The following is an 18,982-nucleotide window of genomic DNA, read 5'->3' as shown; positions in this document are numbered from 1 at the left end:
TTATTCTAGCGTTATATCATTCATATCAAATGTTTGCCTAATTATCTCACAGGACGTATAAAATTGACTTTTGACCTTCAAGTAAAAGACTTCTATTCTGCCTCGAATAGAAGTCTTAGGATTCTCCTCTTAAATTACCCTTGTTCAAAACGTCCAAGTAGATCAAAAGAACTAAGCTTTCTTTTACAGCTTGACCCAGGCTACCAGCCCATCGGGTTGATCCGGGTTAATACCGTGCCGTTCGGCATTAGCCAAAGCGGCTATTTGCGAGATGAAAATGAAAGGAATACCCCGTACTGCTGTGTTAAGTGGATGACTTGTTGTGATCTCAAGGTCGATGAACTCTTGCGGGATGCCCATCGCCCGATCGGCAAATGTAATAATGGTGGCTCCACGCTCCTTAATATCCCTCAACAGATTGCGTTGATGCTCAATACCGCTGTCCGACAAGGCAGCAATCACTAAAGTATCTGAACTTACAGTGACCATCGGCCCATGCCGAACGTCAAGAAGATGGTATGCGTGGGCTTGCGTCTTGGCAATCTCGGTCAGAGCGATGGCACCCTCGGCTGCCAGCCCTTGTAGTTCACCGTCTGCGAGCAGGACTGCGTTTGTCCAATTGAAGTCGGAGACACGGCGGATGCTTTCCTCTACACGTGCCATGTAGGCTTCACCTTGATGAATTGCTTCCTGCATATCGATAATCAGCTCCTCGTCACCAGCAAGAAAAGCGGCAAGCAGCAGATTGGCTGCATACAGATTGGTTACTGTGCGGGTCTGGCAAACGCTATGGTCGAAAGCCCAGGGCAGTTCCAGAGGGAAATCAGCGCTTTTGGATAACGGCGAGTCCGTTACACAAGAAATCGTTAATAAAGGAATACGTTGATCGGACTGGAGCAAACGTAACGCTTCAACGACCTCACTAGTACTGCCAGATCGTGACGGCGCTATGATCAGGCTACCCTCCAGCATGGGACGATAGCGGTCTGCATGGAGCATGAGATCACCAGCGGCAAGTGACATTGCAGGCAGGCCAGCACGCAAACGGAAGGAAAAAGCGGCCGCTTCGCTCAAGCAATAGCTGGACCCTGCGCCAACAAAGATTACGGAGGTAATCGCTTGAGCTTGGACAAAGGCAGTAAATTCAGTGCGCTTGGCCAGTAAATAGTTGTAGGTCTGCTGTAGGGCCTTATATTGTTCTTTTACTTCACGATACGTCAAACTCATAAAAATACCTCCCGGGAATGATTTAGATTGATAGCTTCAGTTTGTGATCTTTTCGATCAAATATATAGTTAAATGATTGTGTTAATCATAATTATGCCTTCATAACCCACTAAATTGCAATAGTTTTCCAAAATAATGATTGATTTAATCAAATAAAAAGATTATTATGATCACAGGCTAGAAATTATCAAATGTTTCCCATACTCATCTGACCCGTGAAGGGAGGTGCAGGATCGTTCAAATCGTCGCGAGCGACGAAACCTTAAAAGGGGGAATGGATATGCCACTGATCTCGTCCACTGAAATGCTGCAAACAGCTCGCAGGGACCAATACGCCATCGCTGCATTTAACGTTCATACCCTGGAGATGCTTCAGGCTGTCGTTGAAGCGGCTGTAGAAACCGAGTCACCACTCATTATTCAAACCACGGTGGGCACAGTCAATCACTTGGGTCCGGATTACATTGCCCATGCGGCTAAAACCGCAGCGGACTTAACGGATATCCCCATTGCACTACATTTGGATCACTGCACTGATTTTTCGACGATTATCCGATGCATTCGAGCAGGATATACCTCGGTTATGATCGATGCATCCATGTACCCTTTTGAAGAAAACGTGAACCTAACCCGTAAAGTGATGGAGGTTGCTCAGGCATCTGGCGTAAACGTGGAGGCTGAGCTTGGTAAGGTCGGCGGAGTTGAAGACGATATTGTCGTCGAGGATCAGCATGCTTCACTAGCAGATCCAGAAGATTGCGTGCAGTTTGTTGAACGTACTGGCGTAACTACACTCGCTCCAGCAATCGGTACCGCACACGGTATTTATAAGGGACAGCCGAACATAGATTTTGAACGAATTGAAACCATTGCGAATCGAGTATCTGTTCCTTTGGTGCTGCACGGTGGTTCAGGCATTCCAGCTGAACAGATTCATCGGGCGGTTACATTGGGGATGTCCAAGGTAAACATAGCTACAGAGCTGCGTATTGCTTTTTCCGAAGCTATCAAAGATGTATTTGTAATCCATCCAGAAGAGAATGATCCACGTAAATACATGGCTCCGGCGAAGGAAGCAGTTAAACGGCTTGCCATGGAGAAAATACGGTTATGTGGAAGCACTGGCAAAGCCGGCGTAGTCCGATGATTACCACGGTCACACTCCATGCGGCCATCGACCGGACGTTGTACGTTGACAAGTTTGGCGTAGGTCAAGTGCATCGGGTGACAAGACAGGTTAATGAGCCAGGTGGCAAAGGCAATAACGTAGCCAAGGTGATCCGGCAGCTCGGCGGTGAAGTCACAGCTACAGGCATTATTGCCGGTAATAACGGTGTATTTATTGAGAGAAATCTGACTGAACGAGGGATACGGACTGCTTTTATCCAATCAGCGGGAGACTCACGAGTCTGCCTCAACATTGTGGATGATTCCAGTGGTAGCTCTACCGAGCTGCTTGGGCAGGGTCCAAATATGTCAGAAGCTGAAGTTGAAGCGATCAAGGAAAAAGTACAGGAGCTCGCCATCCAGTCTAGTGCAGTTATTATGTCTGGAAGCTTACCCCCAGGTGCACCGGACACATTGTACGCAGAACTGATTTGTATTGTCCGTTCAGCAGGCGCGAGAGCCTTTCTGGATACAGGTGGAACAAGTTTCAGCATTGGGCTGAGTGCAACACCCCATTTCGTGAAGCCGAATGAGCAGGAGCTGGCCGAATGGCTGGGGCAGAAGCCAAGAAACGTGAGCGAATGGGCCCGTGCAGCGCACAGGTTGGCGGATCAAGGCATTGACGAGGTGTGCATAACACTCGGCAGTGACGGTGCTCTGGCAATTTTAAAAGGAAATGCATATATGGTGAAGCCGCCAACCATTCAGCCTGTGAATACGGTAGGTTGCGGAGACGCCTTTGTTGCCGGCATGGCATATGCAGGAGAGCGCGGCGATTCGGCCGAGTCCAGACTGCGTATGGCTGTCGCGGCTGCTGCTACGAATGCAATGTCTTCTAAAGCAGGTGACATCGACTATGTTCTGTTTGAGGAGTACGAACATCAGGTGCAAATTATACCTTTATGATAGTTGAAGGTTTTGAAAATCAGCTTCATATCCCTCATGAATAACCGTTAGAGAGATGCTTTTCTTATGGGATGCAGTTCACGTCGACATATTGCAATCCATCCTTTCATCCTACACAATAGAGCTAGCACGGGCTGAAGTTAACGGATATCATGCAGGCCCAGACATATTAAAGGAGAGACTTATGCAATATTCAAAGGGTGAACTGCGCAGAGCACAAACATTGGAACTGATTAAATCGCATGGGAAAATATCGCTGCAAGAGATTGTCCAAACGGTCGGCTGCTCGGAAGCAACCGCAAGACGTGACTTGGACGCACTTGAAAAAGCGGGCGAGATTATTCGAACAAATGGGGGAGCCATATATGAAGGAGGCCTGACGTCGGCGGTATCGGAGCTGCCTTTTGCAGCAAAACGCGATTTCCGACGGATGGATAAGGAACGGATTGCGGCCACGGCGGCAGCCCTTGTTAAAGAGGGAGACATTATCTGCCTGACGGGAGGTACAACGACGTTCTTTATTGCGAAAGCACTCAAAAAGCACCGTAATATTACGATTGTCACCAACGCGGTGAATATTGCTTATGAATTGGCTGATGCCGAAGATATTCAGGTCGTCGTGATTGGCGGCGTTATGCGGTCTAAAAGCTACGAGTTATGCGGTCCGCTGGCCGAAAGCGTAATCGACAAAATTAACATTACTAAAATGTTTCTCGGGGTGGACGGAGTAACGCAGAATTTCGGCTTTACGATGCATTCCGAGCTTGAAGCTCGTATTGCCCAATTAACAATGGAACGTTCCAGCGAGGTTTATGCTGTATTCGATCAAAGCAAGATTGAGAAAAGTGCTTTGTTTACTATTGCTCCCTTAACTCAGGTGACAGGAGTGATTACGAATAAACAGCCGGAGGGATGGTTTGAGCAGGCGTGCCGGGAGCATCAGATTGCGATACATACAACTACAGACCACATTGCTTCTATATAAATACACGTAAAACTCAAATGCCCTTCCCTTCATATGCTGGCTAATTTGCAGGACAAGGGAGGATATGCGAATGCATTTTTCCAAGTTTATGCTGATCATTGCAATGGTTTGTGTTGTATTCGCTGAAGCGGGCTGTTCCAGCTCCTCCTCTTCAGGCGGCGATACATCCGCAGACCCGCAAGGTAAGGTGAATCTGGTCTTTTGGAGTCATCAGGAAGACGCCATTGTGGGCGCATACAAGAAATTAATATCCAAATACCAGTCCTTACACCCCGATACAACGATCGAGTATCAGACCTTTCCATATGATGTATACAGCCAGAAGCTGAAAGCCTCATTCTCCGCGAAGAAACCACCCGATATTGCCGAATTTTTCGGCACATGGGTGCCCGAATATTCCAAGAACGATCTGCTTGTCGAAATCCCTGATAGTGAAAATGTAAAAAAAGAGTACTATGATGCTCCCCTTGGGGGATATTTGCGAGATAACAAGTTATATGGGTTGCCACTTGAATACAACATTGAGAACGGCGGCATGTTGATTCACCCGCAAATGCTCAAAGACCAAGGCTTCGATCACGCACCGTCCAACTGGACAGAGCTTGTGAACTACGCCAAAAAATTGACTGTCCGCGAGAACAATGTCATCAAAGTCAAAGGCTTTGATTTTGTATCTGCAGACAATATTACGTTTACTTTCTTATCCCTTATTTTGCAGCAAGGAGCAAGTTTTATGGATGAAGACGGACATGTTAATTTCCACTCATCGGAAGCGGAGAAAGCGATGTCCACCTTGGTCTCGCTCGTGGCCGATGACAAAGTTGCGGATTTAACCACGTTCGGAGGTGAGTTGGATACCTCTGACTATTTTTTTCAGGGGAAATCAGCCATGACCTATCGCGGTCCCTGGACGATCGCTGCAGGACAGAACAACTACAAGGTTAATGATTTTGAATACGTTTCCGTGCCTTCCTTTACGGAAAATCCACCCGTTTTTGCTGCCGAATCCGGTTGGGGGCTTGCGGTATCCAAGAAAAGCAAACAGCAGGAGGCTGCGCTTGATTTCATCCAATTCATCTCGGAGAAGGACAACCTCTCGACCTGGAATACGGATACCTTTACCGTTCCAGCCAAAAAAGAAATTGCCGAAAACCCGGAATTCCTGAAGAACAATCCTCATCTAAAGCCCTCGCTGGACATTTTGGCGTTAGGTCAATGGATCGGCCCTATAGCAGACCGGGATTTCTTCTTCAAGCAGGTTAACGACAATTTCCAACTGATGGCCAGTGGGCAGCAGAATGTCCAGGACGGATTGGCTAACATCGAACAGACGATCAATGATAATCAGGATCAACATAAGTGATAGGGGTGCTGGGGCATGAGTACTGCTATATCTACCGACAAGGCGGAAAAGGTTAACCCAGCGGTAAAGTCAACAGCTTACAGGGCAAAACGAAGGTTCATCATCATCTCACTCGTACCGATCTTGCTTCTGTTCGGGGTGTTTGCTTTCCTTCCCATCGCATGGAGCCTGGGCTTATCCGTATTCAAGTATGATCCGCTCAGCTCAAACGCGATATTCGTGGGGGCGGAGAACTACATTCGTATGTTTCAGGACTCCATCTTTCTGAAGTCACTGTGGGTAACCTTCAAATTTGTATTTATCGCCGTATTGATCAACATTGTTATTACACTTTTGATTGCTTCAGCGATACAGAGAGTCCGCATCCCTTGGCTCAAAAATGGCTTTCGGACCGTATTCTTTCTTCCCACGATCGCTCCGCTGGCGGGAACGGCCATCGTATGGAATACCATGTTCAATTACAATGACGGCTTGTTCAACATGATTCTCGCCAAGCTGAATATGGCGCCGATCCAGTGGCTCAGTGATCCGCATTATGCGCTCTACTCCGTCATCATGATGACCTTGTGGGCTGATATTGGCTATAATATCGTTCTTTTCATTGCGGGACTGGATTCCATCCCGGATATGTACTATGAAGCAGCGACGCTGGAGGGGGCGGGCCGATGGCATGTCTTTCTTCACATCACGCTGCCACTGCTGCGCAGAACGTTGCTGTTTGTATCCATCACGACAGTTGTTTCCTATTTTCAGGCCTTCCCACAATTTCAGATTATGACCAAGGGCGGACCCTTCAACGAAACACGAGTGCTGTCACTGCAAATCTATGAACAGGCATTCTCCAGCTCCAATATGGGATACGCATCCGCTATGGCAACCGTGTTTCTAATGATTATCTTACTTGTGACACTGCTGCAACTTCGATGGGGACGCACGCAATGGGAACATTGAGAGGAGAGGGGTGAAGAAGCCGATGCCGCGTAAATTCAGCCTGTGGGAAGGGTTTACTATCGCAGTTCTTGCAGTTATAGCTTGTGTTATGCTTTTGCCTTATGTCTGGATGGTGCTGTCATCACTGAAAAGTAACATGGACATCGTCTCGGGTTCCGGCGGTTTTTTTCCAAGTAAGCCGAGTCTGGACGGATACCGAACGGTTTTTAGCGAGGCGCCGTTTGTCACGTGGCTGCTGAACAGTCTGGTGACTTCTGTCATCATAACGGTGGTCACCTTGTTTACCAGCGCTCTAGCTGGATATGTCTTTGCCAAGCATCAGTTTAAAGGCAAGAAACTGCTATTTATTTTGATCCTGGCAACCATGATGATTCCCTTTCAGGTTATTATGATTCCCACGTATCTGATCACGGCTGAGCTTGGACTGGTTAACCATTTGCTAGCGATTATTTTGCCCAATCTGGTCAGCTCCTACGGTGTATTTCTGGCTAAACAATTCATAGAAGAGATTCCACAGGAGCTGCTGGAGGCAGCGAGGATGGACGGTTCTGGCGAATTCAGGCTGATGCTTCGCATCGTTATGCCGCTTATTCTGCCGATGTTGTCAGCGTTGGGGATATTCACGTTTATGAACTCCTGGAACAACTATCTGTGGCCACTGATTGTATTAAATGATGAGAGCAAGATGACCGTTCCGCTGGCATTGGTCTATTTTAACGGAACGCACCAGGTCAATTACAACGTCGTTATGTCAGCTGCGGTACTGATTACAATACCGGTTATTATAATGTTCCTGATCTTCCAGAAGCAATTTATTAAAGGCCTAGCTATGACGGGCATGAAATAACGGGTGAGGAGAAGAGTTATGACTAAAATCTCAATTATCGGAGCAGGCAGTGCATTTACGCGAGAGATTGCTATGGATATCCTGCTGATTGAAGGCTTGGAGGGTGGCACGATTGCCCTGGTTGATATTGACGAGCGGCGGCTTGAGTTGGCACGCAGGCTGGTGCTTCAGATCGTGGAACAGACAGGGAAGACGTGGGAGGTGATTGCCTCTACGGATCGTAGAGAGGTCATCGGCGGTTCACAGTTTGTGATTAACCAAATTGAAGTAGGCGGGCTGGAGACGGTTCGTTATGAATATGAGATTCCGCTGAAATACGGGGTAAAGCAGTGCATTGGCGATACGCTGGGACCCGGAGGACTGTTCAAGACACTCCGTACCCTTCCCAGCTGGATGGAGATCGTGCGGGATATCGAAGCGCTCTGCCCAGACTGCATCATTCTAAACTATACCAATCCGATGTCGGCGGTTACACTCCTGACTTCCCGCATTACGGATATTCCGGTAGTGGGACTATGCCACTCCATTCAGAACACGTCGGCTCAACTGGCCGAATATGCCGGAGTTCCATATGAAGAGATGTCATGGAAAGCCGGAGGAATTAACCACATGTCCTGGTTCGTGGAGCTGTCGCACGCCGGGAGGGATCTGTATCCTGTTCTGTTGGAGAAAATACAAACTCCTGAGTTGCTGCGGCAGGACCCCGTCCGCTTTGATGCGATGAAATACCTGGGTGCATTCGTCTCGGAATCCAGCGGCCATTTCTCGGAGTATATCCCGTATTACCGTAAACGCCAATCGCTTATCGACCAGCACTGCAACTCAGGTTATAACGGAGCTACGGGATTCTACGCTGACAACTGGCCGATCTGGCGGAGAGAGAATGATGAGCAGATCGTTTCACAGCTTGAGGGGACGGCACCGCTTGAGCTGAAATCCAGTAATGAATATGCAGCCATGATTATCGAAGCAGTATTGAAGAATGAGCCGAAGGTCATTTATGGTAACGTTCCCAACCGGGGGTTGATTGAAAATTTGCAGCCTGATGGTGTGGTGGAAGTGGCCTGTCTCGTTGATGGGAAAGGCGTTCAGCCTTGTCGCTTTGGAAGACTGCCCGAGCATTTGGCCGCATTGTGCCGCTCGAACATGGCTTTTTTTGACCTGGCTGTGGAAGCTGTGCGGAGGAGTGACAGGGAAATGGCTCGCCATGCACTGATGCTCGACCCGCTAACTGCTGCCGTATGCTCCCTGGAGGAAATCAGAAGTATGTTCGATGAACTGTATGAGGCGGAACAGGGCTTTGTTCCGGTATTGAAATGATGCAGAGACAGCAAACAAATCCCGTTGTTGTCATTGCTGGCGAGCTAAATGTAGACGTCATTGTATCGGGAACGGATGTCATGCCGGAATGGAATCGGGAGAAAATGGTCGATGGCTTCGAGATTGTACTTGGTTCCTCTTCAGCAATAACGGCCTGTGCGCTGGCAAGTCTGGGAGCGGATGTGAGATTCGTTAGCGTAGTGGGAGATGACGATTTCGGCAAATTCTGTATAGCTGAGCTGCAGCGTATGGGCGTAAATACAGAGCATGTAACCCGATTATCTGGCATCAAGACAGGTGTAACTCTGTCGCTCTCCACACCCGATGACCGCGGGTTGTTAACTTACGCTGGCAGTATCCCATTGTTAACACCGGATTATATCCCGGAGTCCCTGCTACAGCAGGCCGCACATCTTCATTTTGGTTCCTATTATTTGCAGGATGGAATGAGACCTCATTGGCGAGAGCTCTTTACAAGATTGCGGGCAGATGGAATCAGCACGTCATTTGATACCGGTTGGGATGTATCCAATCAATGGGACCGCGAGGGCATAAGTGCACTACTGACGGTGACTGATTTGTTTATTCCCAGCGAGGATGAACTGTTGCACATTTTCCCTGCCGCTGGGGTAAGCCATGTGCTTGATTCCATGCTTCCTGATGTGGCAGGAACTGTAGCGGTCAAACAAGGGTCAAAAGGTGCTACACTACGCCAACTGGACGAAAGTACAATATCGGCCGGATCTTACACTTTGACCCCCGTCGATACGACAGGAGCAGGAGACTGTTTCAACGCAGGAATCATATATGGATACTTGCTTGGGATGCGAAGTGATGAACTGCTGCGATTTGCCAATGCATGTGGAGCATTGTCCACACTTGGCATTGGTGGCACAGGGAGTTTGCCGACGATGGAGGCTGTTCTTCTTTTGCATGCTGAGCATGAACAATAAATCCTGATCTTAATCTAACACAACCAAATTGATCAAAGGGAGTTGAGAATATGTTGAAATTCGGTAAAACATTGCTGGTGGGATTAAGTATGGCGGTAGGGATAGGACTGGTTTCAGGCATTGAATGGTCCTCATCTGCTGCCGCAGCAGGCACAGATTACTACGTGGCGACAAACGGAAATGACTCCAATGCGGGAACGAGCAGCGCGCCATGGAAGACGCTTCAGCACGCAGCGGATGCTGTTCCTGCAGGCAGTACAGTGCATGTTCGTGGCGGTGTGTATAACCAGAAGCTGAAGATCACCCGCTCAGGCTCCGCTTCACAAGGGCCGATTGTATTCACTAACGATGGCACGGAGACTCCGATTATTGACGGCACAGGACTTTCGGTTAGCGGGATTGAAGGGTTGATTGACCTGACCGATGTGAATTACGTTACCCTTCAAGGGTTTGAAATACGCAATTATACTACAGCTACTAAGGACGTCATGCCCGTAGGCATTTATGTTCACGGATCAGGCAGCTTCATCAATTTGTCTGGTAACAAAGTCCATGATATCAAGAACACAGCCACCCCAACCGGCAGTGATCTGCTTGGTCGTGACGCACATGGGATCGCCGTATATGGTACAAAGGCACCAGACTCCATTCACGATATTACGATTAATGGTAATGAGCTGTACAATCTTGTGCTCGGCTCCAGCGAATCGCTGGTTCTCAACGGGAACGTGGACACCTTCTCGGTGACTAATAATGTTATTCACGATAACGACAACATCGGCATTGATCTCATCGGTTTTGAGGGGAAAGCGCCGAATACGGCTTACGATCAGGTGCGGAACGGACTCGTGAAGGGCAACAGAGTTTACAATATCACTTCCAACAATAATCCTTCGTATGGGAAGTCACTTCCGAATAACAGTAATGCGGCCGATGGCATTTATGTCGATGGTGGCAAGGATAGTATTATTGAACAGAACTACAGCTACAGCAATGATATCGGTATCGAGATTGCGTCCGAGCATGCCGGTAAATCTACCAGCAATATTACAGTACGCAGCAACGCAGTCTACAACAACCGACTCACCGGCATAGCGATGGGCGGGTATGATACCAAACGCGGCTCCACAGTAAACTGTAAGATCGTTAACAATACCGTATACAAAAATGACACGCTTGGCGATGGCAGCGGCCAGCTTTACGTTCAATACGATACACAAAATAACGTAATTAAGAACAACATTTTCGTAGCCAGCTCTACAGATGTATTGATTTACAATGAATACACCAAGAATTCCGGAAACGTTGTGGATTATAATCTTTATTTCGCCCCTGCCGGGAGCAATGGAGCCAGCTGGACTTGGAAAAATAAAGATTACACAGGATTCTCCGCTTATAAAACGGGAACTGGCAATGACGCGCATTCCTTGTTCATCGATCCCAAATTTGTGAATGCTTCAGGATACGATTTCCATCTTCAGTCTACATCTCCAGCGATTGATGCCGGGAACACGGACAATGCAATTATTGGAACACTGGACATTGAGGGGAAACCAAGAGTACAGGGAGCTGCTGTGAATATCGGCGCTTACGAATGAGACTTATAATCTAATGGGAAGATTCTTCCCTAAGACAAACTGACAAGGGTAGCTGAGTGATCAGCTGCCTTTGTTTATTTTATTTTAAGAGTAATAATCCTCTTTAAATAGCTGTACCTGTTACGTAAACTCATATTTAGGTAGGGAGCGGCATTTCCATTTCGAGCCAAGGATAGTAAAATCGGTTATAGCATGATTAATGCTAAGGTTAATTCACAACTGTAGCAAAGAAAGGAGGGTATGGAATGAAACTCGGTTCCCTAAAGCACTGCAGGGTCATATATTGGAGCTTAATCTTATTGCTAGTTTTGTCTGCATGTTCCCAATCAGAGCAAAGTGAAAATCCGCCACCTCCACAGCCTGCTCAACCTTTACAACAGCCCGTTGAATACAAGCCGAACCCAAATGAACCCGCATGGAAGCTTGATAACGCGCCCGTTGATTTGACCTGGTTTGTGGGCGCGAACTGGTATGGTCACACATGGGGTGAGAGCATAACCTCCAAGATTGTAACAGAGAAAACAGGTGTTAACATCAAATTCGAAGTGCCATCCGGCGAAACCAGCGAACAAATTGCGCTCATGATGACCTCCGGTAAGCTGCCGGATTTGATGACAATAGGCTCGTGGGAAAGTGCGATTAATAAGTTATGGGAAGGCGATCAGGTATATGCCTTAAATGAATTGGCGGAGCAATATGATCCTTACTTTTTCAAGGTCGCGGGGGACGGTGCATTGAAGTGGTATCGTCAGGAAAACGGCAATACATATGGCATTCCAAATGATTCATACAGCCCCAGCCTGATGCAGGCCACCGGTTTGACGGCTGCGAACCAAACCTTCTTGGTGCGAAAAGATCTGTATGAGGCTATGGGAAGACCGGATTTGAGCACCCCGGAAGGCTTTCTGAACGCACTGCAATTGTTAAAGGATCAGTATTCTGTGTATAAAGGTCAGCTCATCAGTCCTTTCTTTGCTCAGGGGAATGTCTCTTACGGAATGACTGATTACCTGCAAAACCTGCTGGCTATTCCGCATGAAAAGGACGGCAAATTTAACGACCGTATGACCGACCCGGACTATATCACCTGGCTAAAAACCTTCCGCACAGCATATGAGCGAGGCTTGATTAATGTAGATTTTCTGGTGGACTCGAATGCTCAGGTAGAGGAAAAAACCAGTAATGCCCGTTATTTTATGATGATTCGCGAGTGGACTGGCATGGCGGCTATCAATCCGATCCTGGCTGCGGGTGCATATCCGAATTCGTACTACATCGCTGTGGATGGACCACAAAACAGCCACGGTGATTCCGCCAGACTGTTCCCTGGCAATATGGACGGCTGGATGGTTACGATGATTAGCAAATCCACCAGGAGTCCTGAACGTGCCATCAGATTTTTGAGCTATTTAGCGAGCGAAGAAGGCCAAAGGGATGTATTTCTGGGCAAAGAAGGCGAAACATGGGCGATGAGGGATGACAAACCGCAGTTGACGGCCGAAATGGTCCAATTGCTTGACACAGATAGGGAGCGTCTGGAAAAGGAATACGGTATCATGGATACCTACTGGATGCTGCGCAACCCTGCCTTCGTTAACCAGTGGAGACCAGAAAAGGCGCCAGCCGTTAAGCAAATGGAGGAGTTCGCCAACAAACAGGCGGATATGGACAGCGGCATCTATAAGGGAATAGATCCTGTAGGAGATTCGGATATAGCCTTATCCTGGTCGCGTATTTCTCAGAATTGGGAAGAAGTTCTGCCTGAACTGATTACCGCCAAAGATGAAGCTGCTTTTGATAAAATTTTCGAAAATTTCTTGGCCCGCCGTGTGAATTATGGTTTTAATCAAGTAATGGAATACCGTCAGACTGAGCTGGAAGCGAGAAAAGCTAAGATGGCTGAATAATCATTTCCTAACAACCTCGCTCTCTATCGGATAACTTGTAATATATGGTATAACAAAGGTGGTGAGGATTTCAGAGTGAATTACCTACTGACTAGATTGAGGAAACTTTACCGCAATGCCCGTATATCCCAAAAGCTGTTTCTGGCGTTTAGCCTGATGATTGCCATACCCGTTATTTTAGTATCCTTTTTATATATTCGCATGCAGGAAACCCAGCTATACAAGGACGCTATGTCAGCGGGCAACAGCCACGTTTCATGGTTAAACGAACAATTGCGCAGCAGAATGGACATCATTGAGAACGCTTCCAACACGGCGCTCACTCAAAAGTCATTTGTGGATTTTATTCATTCCAATATGCTTGTGGATGGACTACGACTGGTGAAGTTTAAGCAAAACCAATTTGAGCAAATGCAAAATATCATTCAGAGTAATGCGATGATCAGTGAGCTCAGCTTTTACGTAGATAATCCGAACTTATATGAAATCTGGCCTGAAATCTATCATTATCAGAAATTTTGGCCGCAGGATTACTGGGCAAAGCTTCGGGATGAAGGTGGTGTGGCTTACCGCTTATTTTCTTTTAAGGATGGTGAACATACGCTATCATACTACCGGCTGGTTCGCCTTCAGGGTCAGGAGAAAAAACGACCTAGTATTATGGAAATTCGCGTTCCGCACAGTATGTTTTTCAGCGATCTGCTCCAGGAGAGCAAGGGAGACTTCTTTTCTGTGTTAATGAACGAAAGCGATCCTCCCCAATATGTTTATAATCCCCAGCATGAGTTTTCTCGAAAAGCCGGAGAAGGACTGGACGAAATCCTTGGCGGTATTCATCGCCAGCTGGATGTACTGCCACAGGAAAGTCCCGTTAAGATTAAGGTAGGTGATCAGAGCTACTATGCACTGTACCGATACATCGCTCCGCTAAACACTTATGTGGTTGATATCGCCTCCCATCAGGCATTGATGAAGGGGCCACGCAGCTGGTATGCATTTGTGGTAACGATTACATTATGTGTTCTGCTGCTCATCATGCTGCTCGTATCACATACAACTCGGCGCATTTTCCGACGGCTGGACAATGTACTGGCTTCAATGCGTCAAGTACGAAAAGGAGAACTGGATGCAACGATTGATACCGGCCTTGATGAGAACGAAAGAGGGGATGAGATTGATGAAGTGGCTGTGAGCTACAACAAAATGTTACATGAGGTCAAACGTCTGATGACACAGGTCGTGGATAAACAATTGATCGCCAAAAACGCACAGCTGCATTCACTGCATTCGCAGATCAACTCTCATTTTTTGTATAACGCATTGGAATCTATTCGAATGCTCGCGGAGGTTCAACGGCAACCTGCTATTGCGAATTCATTGGTATCATTAGGTTCACAACTTCGCTACAGCATGCAGTGGCGCAGCGATACGGTTGCGCTTCGCGAGGAACTTGCCAACATTCAAAGTTACATTCAATTTATTAATTTAATGGAAGGCGGCAGCATTATATTGACGGCAGATCTCCCGCAGGAGGTGCTTCGCTATGCGATTCCTAAAATGTGCATGCAGCCTATCGTTGAAAATGCAGTGCATCACGGTGCACCATCAGGCGGGAGTGTGTGTATTCAGATCACCGTTTCAGTGGAGAATGAACGCTTGCTTATTAAGATACAAGATGATGGAGAGGGGGTAGACCCGGAGATGTTAGTTCGACTGCAAGCGGCACTGCGGGGAGACTCGGATTCGCCGATTGTTACCAGCAAGAACGGACTTGGTTTGGAAAATGTGAATAAGCGGCTGCAGCTTCATTTTGGCGAGGTTTGCGGTCTTTGGATTGATAGTGTTCAGGGCGTTTATACCTGTGTAACGATACGTTTGCCTTGGGAAAATGTAAATCTTGGAGGGTGGTAGGAGTGATCAATATTCTGGTTGTGGACGATCAAAAGCACATCCGTGACGGTCTGCAGGCGATGCTGCATCAATTTCCTCTGGAGCTGAATAACATTTACTGTGCCGCAAGTGGGATGGAGGCGCTAATCCTTTTGCGCCAGCATAACATTCACATCGTTATTACTGATATTATGATGCCGGACATGGACGGGCTTGCACTGATGACACAGACCAAAGAGGAGCGCATCGAGGTGGAATACCTCATTATTAGCGGTTATAGTGATTTTACATATGCTCAAAAAGCCATCGAACTTGGGGCAAAGGGATACTTGTTAAAACCTCTGAAGCGAGAGGATCTGCAAACTTCACTAGACCATGTATGGCAAGAAATCCAGACACGGCAGGCTCTTACGCACAACATACAGCATGTCTCCCGTCTCGCCCGAGAGACAGATCGTAAAGAATTACGAATGTTTATGCAGGGAGCATTAAACGATGAGGCTTGGATCCTCCAAATCCAGGAACAAAATCCTGCGCTTTGGCACAATTATCGCTTATGTTTGCTGCGAGAGAAATGTTGGATCAACCAGCCGGGTTCCAGCAGCGTCCATAGCATGGAAGCTATTGCTTATGATGTGTTCGGCAAACAAGGTTGCGTTTGCCTGCAACATTGTCCGTATCTGATCCTCGCAGTGGATGCAGCGATAGATCCGGATGCTTTGCCAGCGGCACTCAAGGAAGGAATGATCGATGCCATAACCGTTATGACTGACCCGCAGCAAGGATTAAAGATGTTGCCCGGCAGCTATACACAAGTACATGAGCTATTCCACCATAGTTATCTGTTTCCAGATCAATATATCATCCTGCCAGCAACTATTGAGCATATGGAGCAGCAGTGGCAACTCCCCTATGAAGAGCTTTATGAACTGTTCCAGTCTGTTGGGACCGACGATAGTGGTAAAATTGCTCAGGGCATTTCCGCAATATTTCATAAAAATGTGCTGCAACGCTATCATATTCGCTATACCCAACAGCTCTGCGGCGCCACAGTGCAGATGATGGAGGAATACGAACGAGTTATTCGTCCATATATGGGTGAAGAAGCGCTGGATCTTGAATCTTTGCGTAATCTCTTTGATTATCCGGGGATGCGCGATTATATTCAAGCGCTGCAACAGCAGCTGCTTCGACTGAATCAGTTCTATTTTGAATATAAGCACAGTTATCGCAATTCTCAGGATCTAAATGAAGCCATCCGTTTTATACACGAAAGCTATCATAAGCCGCTGGACCTCGCGATGGTATCCAATCATGTGTCGCTTAATTACGCCTATTTCTCAAATCTGTTCAAGAAGAACATTGGCAAAGGTTTTGCCGAATACCTGAGAGATGTACGTATGGATAAAGCGCGGCGTCTCCTAGCCGAAACCGACCATAAGATTGTTGAAGTGGCTGCTATGGTAGGCTATGAAAGCTACAAAAGCTTTACACGAGCGTTCCGCCTTGCGATGGAAATTCAACCCACAGAGTATCGACAAATGATGCGCCAAAAGGTAGAACGTGAAGTGCAATACCACAGTACAAATATATAAATTGAATCAAAACCCAAAAAATTGGGATATAACAAAAATAATTGTACCTTTTCAGCAGTTTATCCTATTCGATAGAATAAAGATGTTCCCCGATGTAAGCGATTACCTTTAAACGCATAGATTGGGAGAAACTATTATCCTATCAAAGGAGGGCAATTATGAAACCATCTCACTTTACGGAGAAACGGTTTATGAAAAAGGTACTTGGTTTGTTCTTAGTAGTTGTGATGTTGGCCAGTGTTGGTGTGCTGCCAACTACAAAAGTTCAAGCAGCTGGAACGACAGTTACCTCAATGGATTACTTCTCAGCAGAAGATGGACCTGTTATTTCAAAATCTGGCGTTGGCAAAGCCAGCTACGGATTTGTTATGCCTAAGTTCAATGGGGGCTCCGCAACTTGGAACGATGTTTACAGTGACATTGGTGTTAATGTGAAAGTAGGTAACAACTGGGTTGATATTGATCAAGCCGGAGGTTATATCTATAACCAAAACTGGGGGCACTGGAGCGATGGAGGATTCAATGGTTATTGGTTCGCCCTTTCCGCAACAACCGAAATTCAACTGTACTCCAAAGCGAATGGTGTTAAGCTTGAATACCAACTTGTATTCCAAAATATTAACAAAACAACCATCACAGCAATGAATCCGACACAAGGGCCGCAAATTACAGCAAGTTTCACAGGCGGTGCAGGCTTTACATATCCAACGTTCAACAATGATTCTGCGGTGACCTATGAAGCCGTAGCGGATGATTTGAAGGTGTATGTAAAACCTGTAAACAGTAGCACATGGATTGATATTGACAATAATGCAGCCAGCGGCTGGATTTATGATCACAACTTTGGCCAATTCACCGACGGTGGAGGAGGTTACTGGTTTAACGTAACGGAGTCGATCAACGTCAAATTGGAATCAAAGACTTCCTCGGCTAACCTTGTTTATACCATTACGTTCAATGAACCTACAAGAAATTCATATGTCATTACGCCATACGAGGGGACAACCTTCACAGCAGATGCGAATGGTTCCATTGGAATTCCACTTCCCAAAATTGATGGGGGTGCGCCAATCGCCAAGGAACTAGGCAACTTTGTATACCAGATTAACATCAATGGGCAATGGGTGGATTTGAGTAACTCCAGTCAGAGCAAGTTTGCATACTCGGCTAATGGCTACAACAACATGTCTGATGCCAACCAGTGGGGATACTGGGCCGATTATATCTATGGTCTTTGGTTCCAGCCAATCCAGGAAAATATGCAGATTCGTATCGGATATCCGCTGAACGGACAGGCGGGTGGAAATATTGGTAACAACTTCGTCAACTATACCTTCATCGGCAATCCAAATGCTCCGCGTCCGGATGTATCCGATCAAGAGGATATCGCAATCGGAACACCAACCGACCCGGCTATCGCGGGCATGAATCTTATCTGGCAGGATGAATTTAACGGAACTACGCTGGATACAAGTAAATGGAACTATGAAACAGGCTATTATCTCAATAACGATCCTGCTACTTGGGGATGGGGAAATGCAGAACTACAGCACTACACAAACAGCACCCAAAATGTATATGTACAGGACGGAAAGCTGAATATCAAGGCTATGAACGATAGCAAATCTTTCCCACAGGATCCGAATCGGTATGCACAGTATTCCTCCGGTAAGATTAACACCAAGGATAAACTTTCCTTGAAGTACGGCAGAGTTGATTTTCGTGCCAAGCTTCCTACTGGTGAAGGCGTTTGGCCAGCACTGTGGATGCTTCCAAAAGATTCTGTATATGGCACATGGGCTGCATCAGGTGAAATCGATGTTATGGAAGCGAGAGGACGTCTTCCAGGGTCTGTAAGCGGTACCATACACTTTGGCGGACAATGGCCCGTGAACCAGTCTTCGGGTGGCGATTATCACTTCCCAGAAGGGCAAACTTTTGCCAATGATTATCATGTATACTCCGTAGTCTGGGAAGAAGACAACATTAAATGGTATGTAGACGGTAAGTTTTTCTATAAAGTCACTAACCAGCAGTGGTATTCCACAGCTGCACCGAACAACCCGAACGCGCCTTTCGATGAGCCTTTCTATCTCATTATGAACTTGGCAATTGGCGGAAACTTCGACGGCGGCCGTACTCCGAACGCGTCCGATATCCCGGCAACTATGCAAGTAGATTATGTACGTGTGTATAAAGAACAGTAATAAAACAGCCGTTTGCGCGATTGGGGTCGTGTCGAGGCATTCACCATAGTTATCGGTGATGAGGCA

General features: G+C 46.9%; 14 protein-coding genes. 13 read left to right on the top strand and 1 reads right to left on the bottom strand.

The features are described from left to right. Positions 1-183: 183 nt before the first annotated feature. The gene (locus G3352_RS04875; RefSeq protein ID WP_163754422.1) at positions 184-1,227 is read right to left on the bottom strand and encodes an SIS domain-containing protein; all 1,044 of its coding nucleotides are present in this window, start codon (positions 1,225-1,227) and stop codon (positions 184-186) included. A 280-nt stretch (positions 1,228-1,507) separates the two neighbouring features. Between G3352_RS04875 and fba the strand changes: the two genes are divergently transcribed. The 13 genes from fba (at position 1,508) to G3352_RS04810 (ending at position 18,916) form a co-directional block, all read left to right on the top strand. Continuing rightward, positions 1,508-2,374 (top strand): class II fructose-1,6-bisphosphate aldolase, encoded by an 867-nt coding sequence (gene fba, locus G3352_RS04870; protein ID WP_163754419.1) that lies wholly within the window; start codon positions 1,508-1,510, stop codon positions 2,372-2,374. After that, entirely contained in the window at positions 2,338-3,300 is a 963-nt protein-coding gene (locus G3352_RS04865) for a 1-phosphofructokinase family hexose kinase (protein ID WP_163754416.1), read from the top strand. The genes fba and G3352_RS04865 overlap by 37 nt, the downstream gene beginning before the upstream one ends. Before the next feature lie 184 nt (positions 3,301-3,484). After that, the gene (locus tag G3352_RS04860) at positions 3,485-4,285 is read left to right on the top strand and encodes a DeoR/GlpR family DNA-binding transcription regulator (protein ID WP_079696058.1); all 801 of its coding nucleotides are present in this window, start codon (positions 3,485-3,487) and stop codon (positions 4,283-4,285) included. Between the two features lie 70 nt (positions 4,286-4,355). After that, entirely contained in the window at positions 4,356-5,648 is a 1,293-nt protein-coding gene (locus G3352_RS04855; protein WP_163754412.1) for an ABC transporter substrate-binding protein, read from the top strand. Between the two features lie 15 nt (positions 5,649-5,663). Continuing rightward, complete coding sequence (locus tag G3352_RS04850) at positions 5,664-6,599, top strand: carbohydrate ABC transporter permease (RefSeq protein ID WP_163754409.1); 936 nt, start codon at positions 5,664-5,666, stop codon at positions 6,597-6,599. Positions 6,600-6,609: 10 nt separating this feature from the next. Continuing rightward, positions 6,610-7,446 (top strand): carbohydrate ABC transporter permease, encoded by an 837-nt coding sequence (locus tag G3352_RS04845; RefSeq protein WP_345940716.1) that lies wholly within the window; start codon positions 6,610-6,612, stop codon positions 7,444-7,446. An 18-nt stretch (positions 7,447-7,464) separates the two neighbouring features. After that, the gene (melA, locus tag G3352_RS04840; RefSeq protein WP_163754406.1) at positions 7,465-8,766 is read left to right on the top strand and encodes an alpha-galactosidase; all 1,302 of its coding nucleotides are present in this window, start codon (positions 7,465-7,467) and stop codon (positions 8,764-8,766) included. Continuing rightward, positions 8,763-9,719, top strand: a complete 957-nt coding sequence (locus tag G3352_RS04835) for a carbohydrate kinase family protein (protein WP_163754403.1) — start codon at positions 8,763-8,765, stop codon at positions 9,717-9,719. The genes melA and G3352_RS04835 overlap by 4 nt, the downstream gene beginning before the upstream one ends. 50 nt (positions 9,720-9,769) lie before the next feature. After that, entirely contained in the window at positions 9,770-11,317 is a 1,548-nt protein-coding gene (locus G3352_RS04830; protein WP_163754400.1) for a right-handed parallel beta-helix repeat-containing protein, read from the top strand. 245 nt (positions 11,318-11,562) lie between these two features. Beyond that, positions 11,563-13,224, top strand: a complete 1,662-nt coding sequence (locus tag G3352_RS04825) for an extracellular solute-binding protein (RefSeq protein WP_163754397.1) — start codon at positions 11,563-11,565, stop codon at positions 13,222-13,224. 96 nt (positions 13,225-13,320) lie between these two features. Next, the gene (locus tag G3352_RS04820) at positions 13,321-15,135 is read left to right on the top strand and encodes a sensor histidine kinase (protein ID WP_163754395.1); all 1,815 of its coding nucleotides are present in this window, start codon (positions 13,321-13,323) and stop codon (positions 15,133-15,135) included. 2 nt (positions 15,136-15,137) lie between these two features. After that, the gene (locus G3352_RS04815; RefSeq protein WP_163754392.1) at positions 15,138-16,709 is read left to right on the top strand and encodes a response regulator; all 1,572 of its coding nucleotides are present in this window, start codon (positions 15,138-15,140) and stop codon (positions 16,707-16,709) included. Between the two features lie 158 nt (positions 16,710-16,867). Next, the gene (locus G3352_RS04810) at positions 16,868-18,916 is read left to right on the top strand and encodes a glycoside hydrolase family 16 protein (RefSeq protein WP_240342931.1); all 2,049 of its coding nucleotides are present in this window, start codon (positions 16,868-16,870) and stop codon (positions 18,914-18,916) included. The last annotated feature ends 66 nt before the right edge of the window (positions 18,917-18,982 follow it).

Source organism: Paenibacillus sp. ALJ109b (assembly GCF_010747435.1).
Classification (GTDB): Bacteria; Bacillota; Bacilli; order Paenibacillales; family Paenibacillaceae; genus Paenibacillus; species Paenibacillus taichungensis.
Note: the sequence above shows the minus strand (reverse complement) of the source record. Positions and strands in the feature narration are given on the sequence as shown.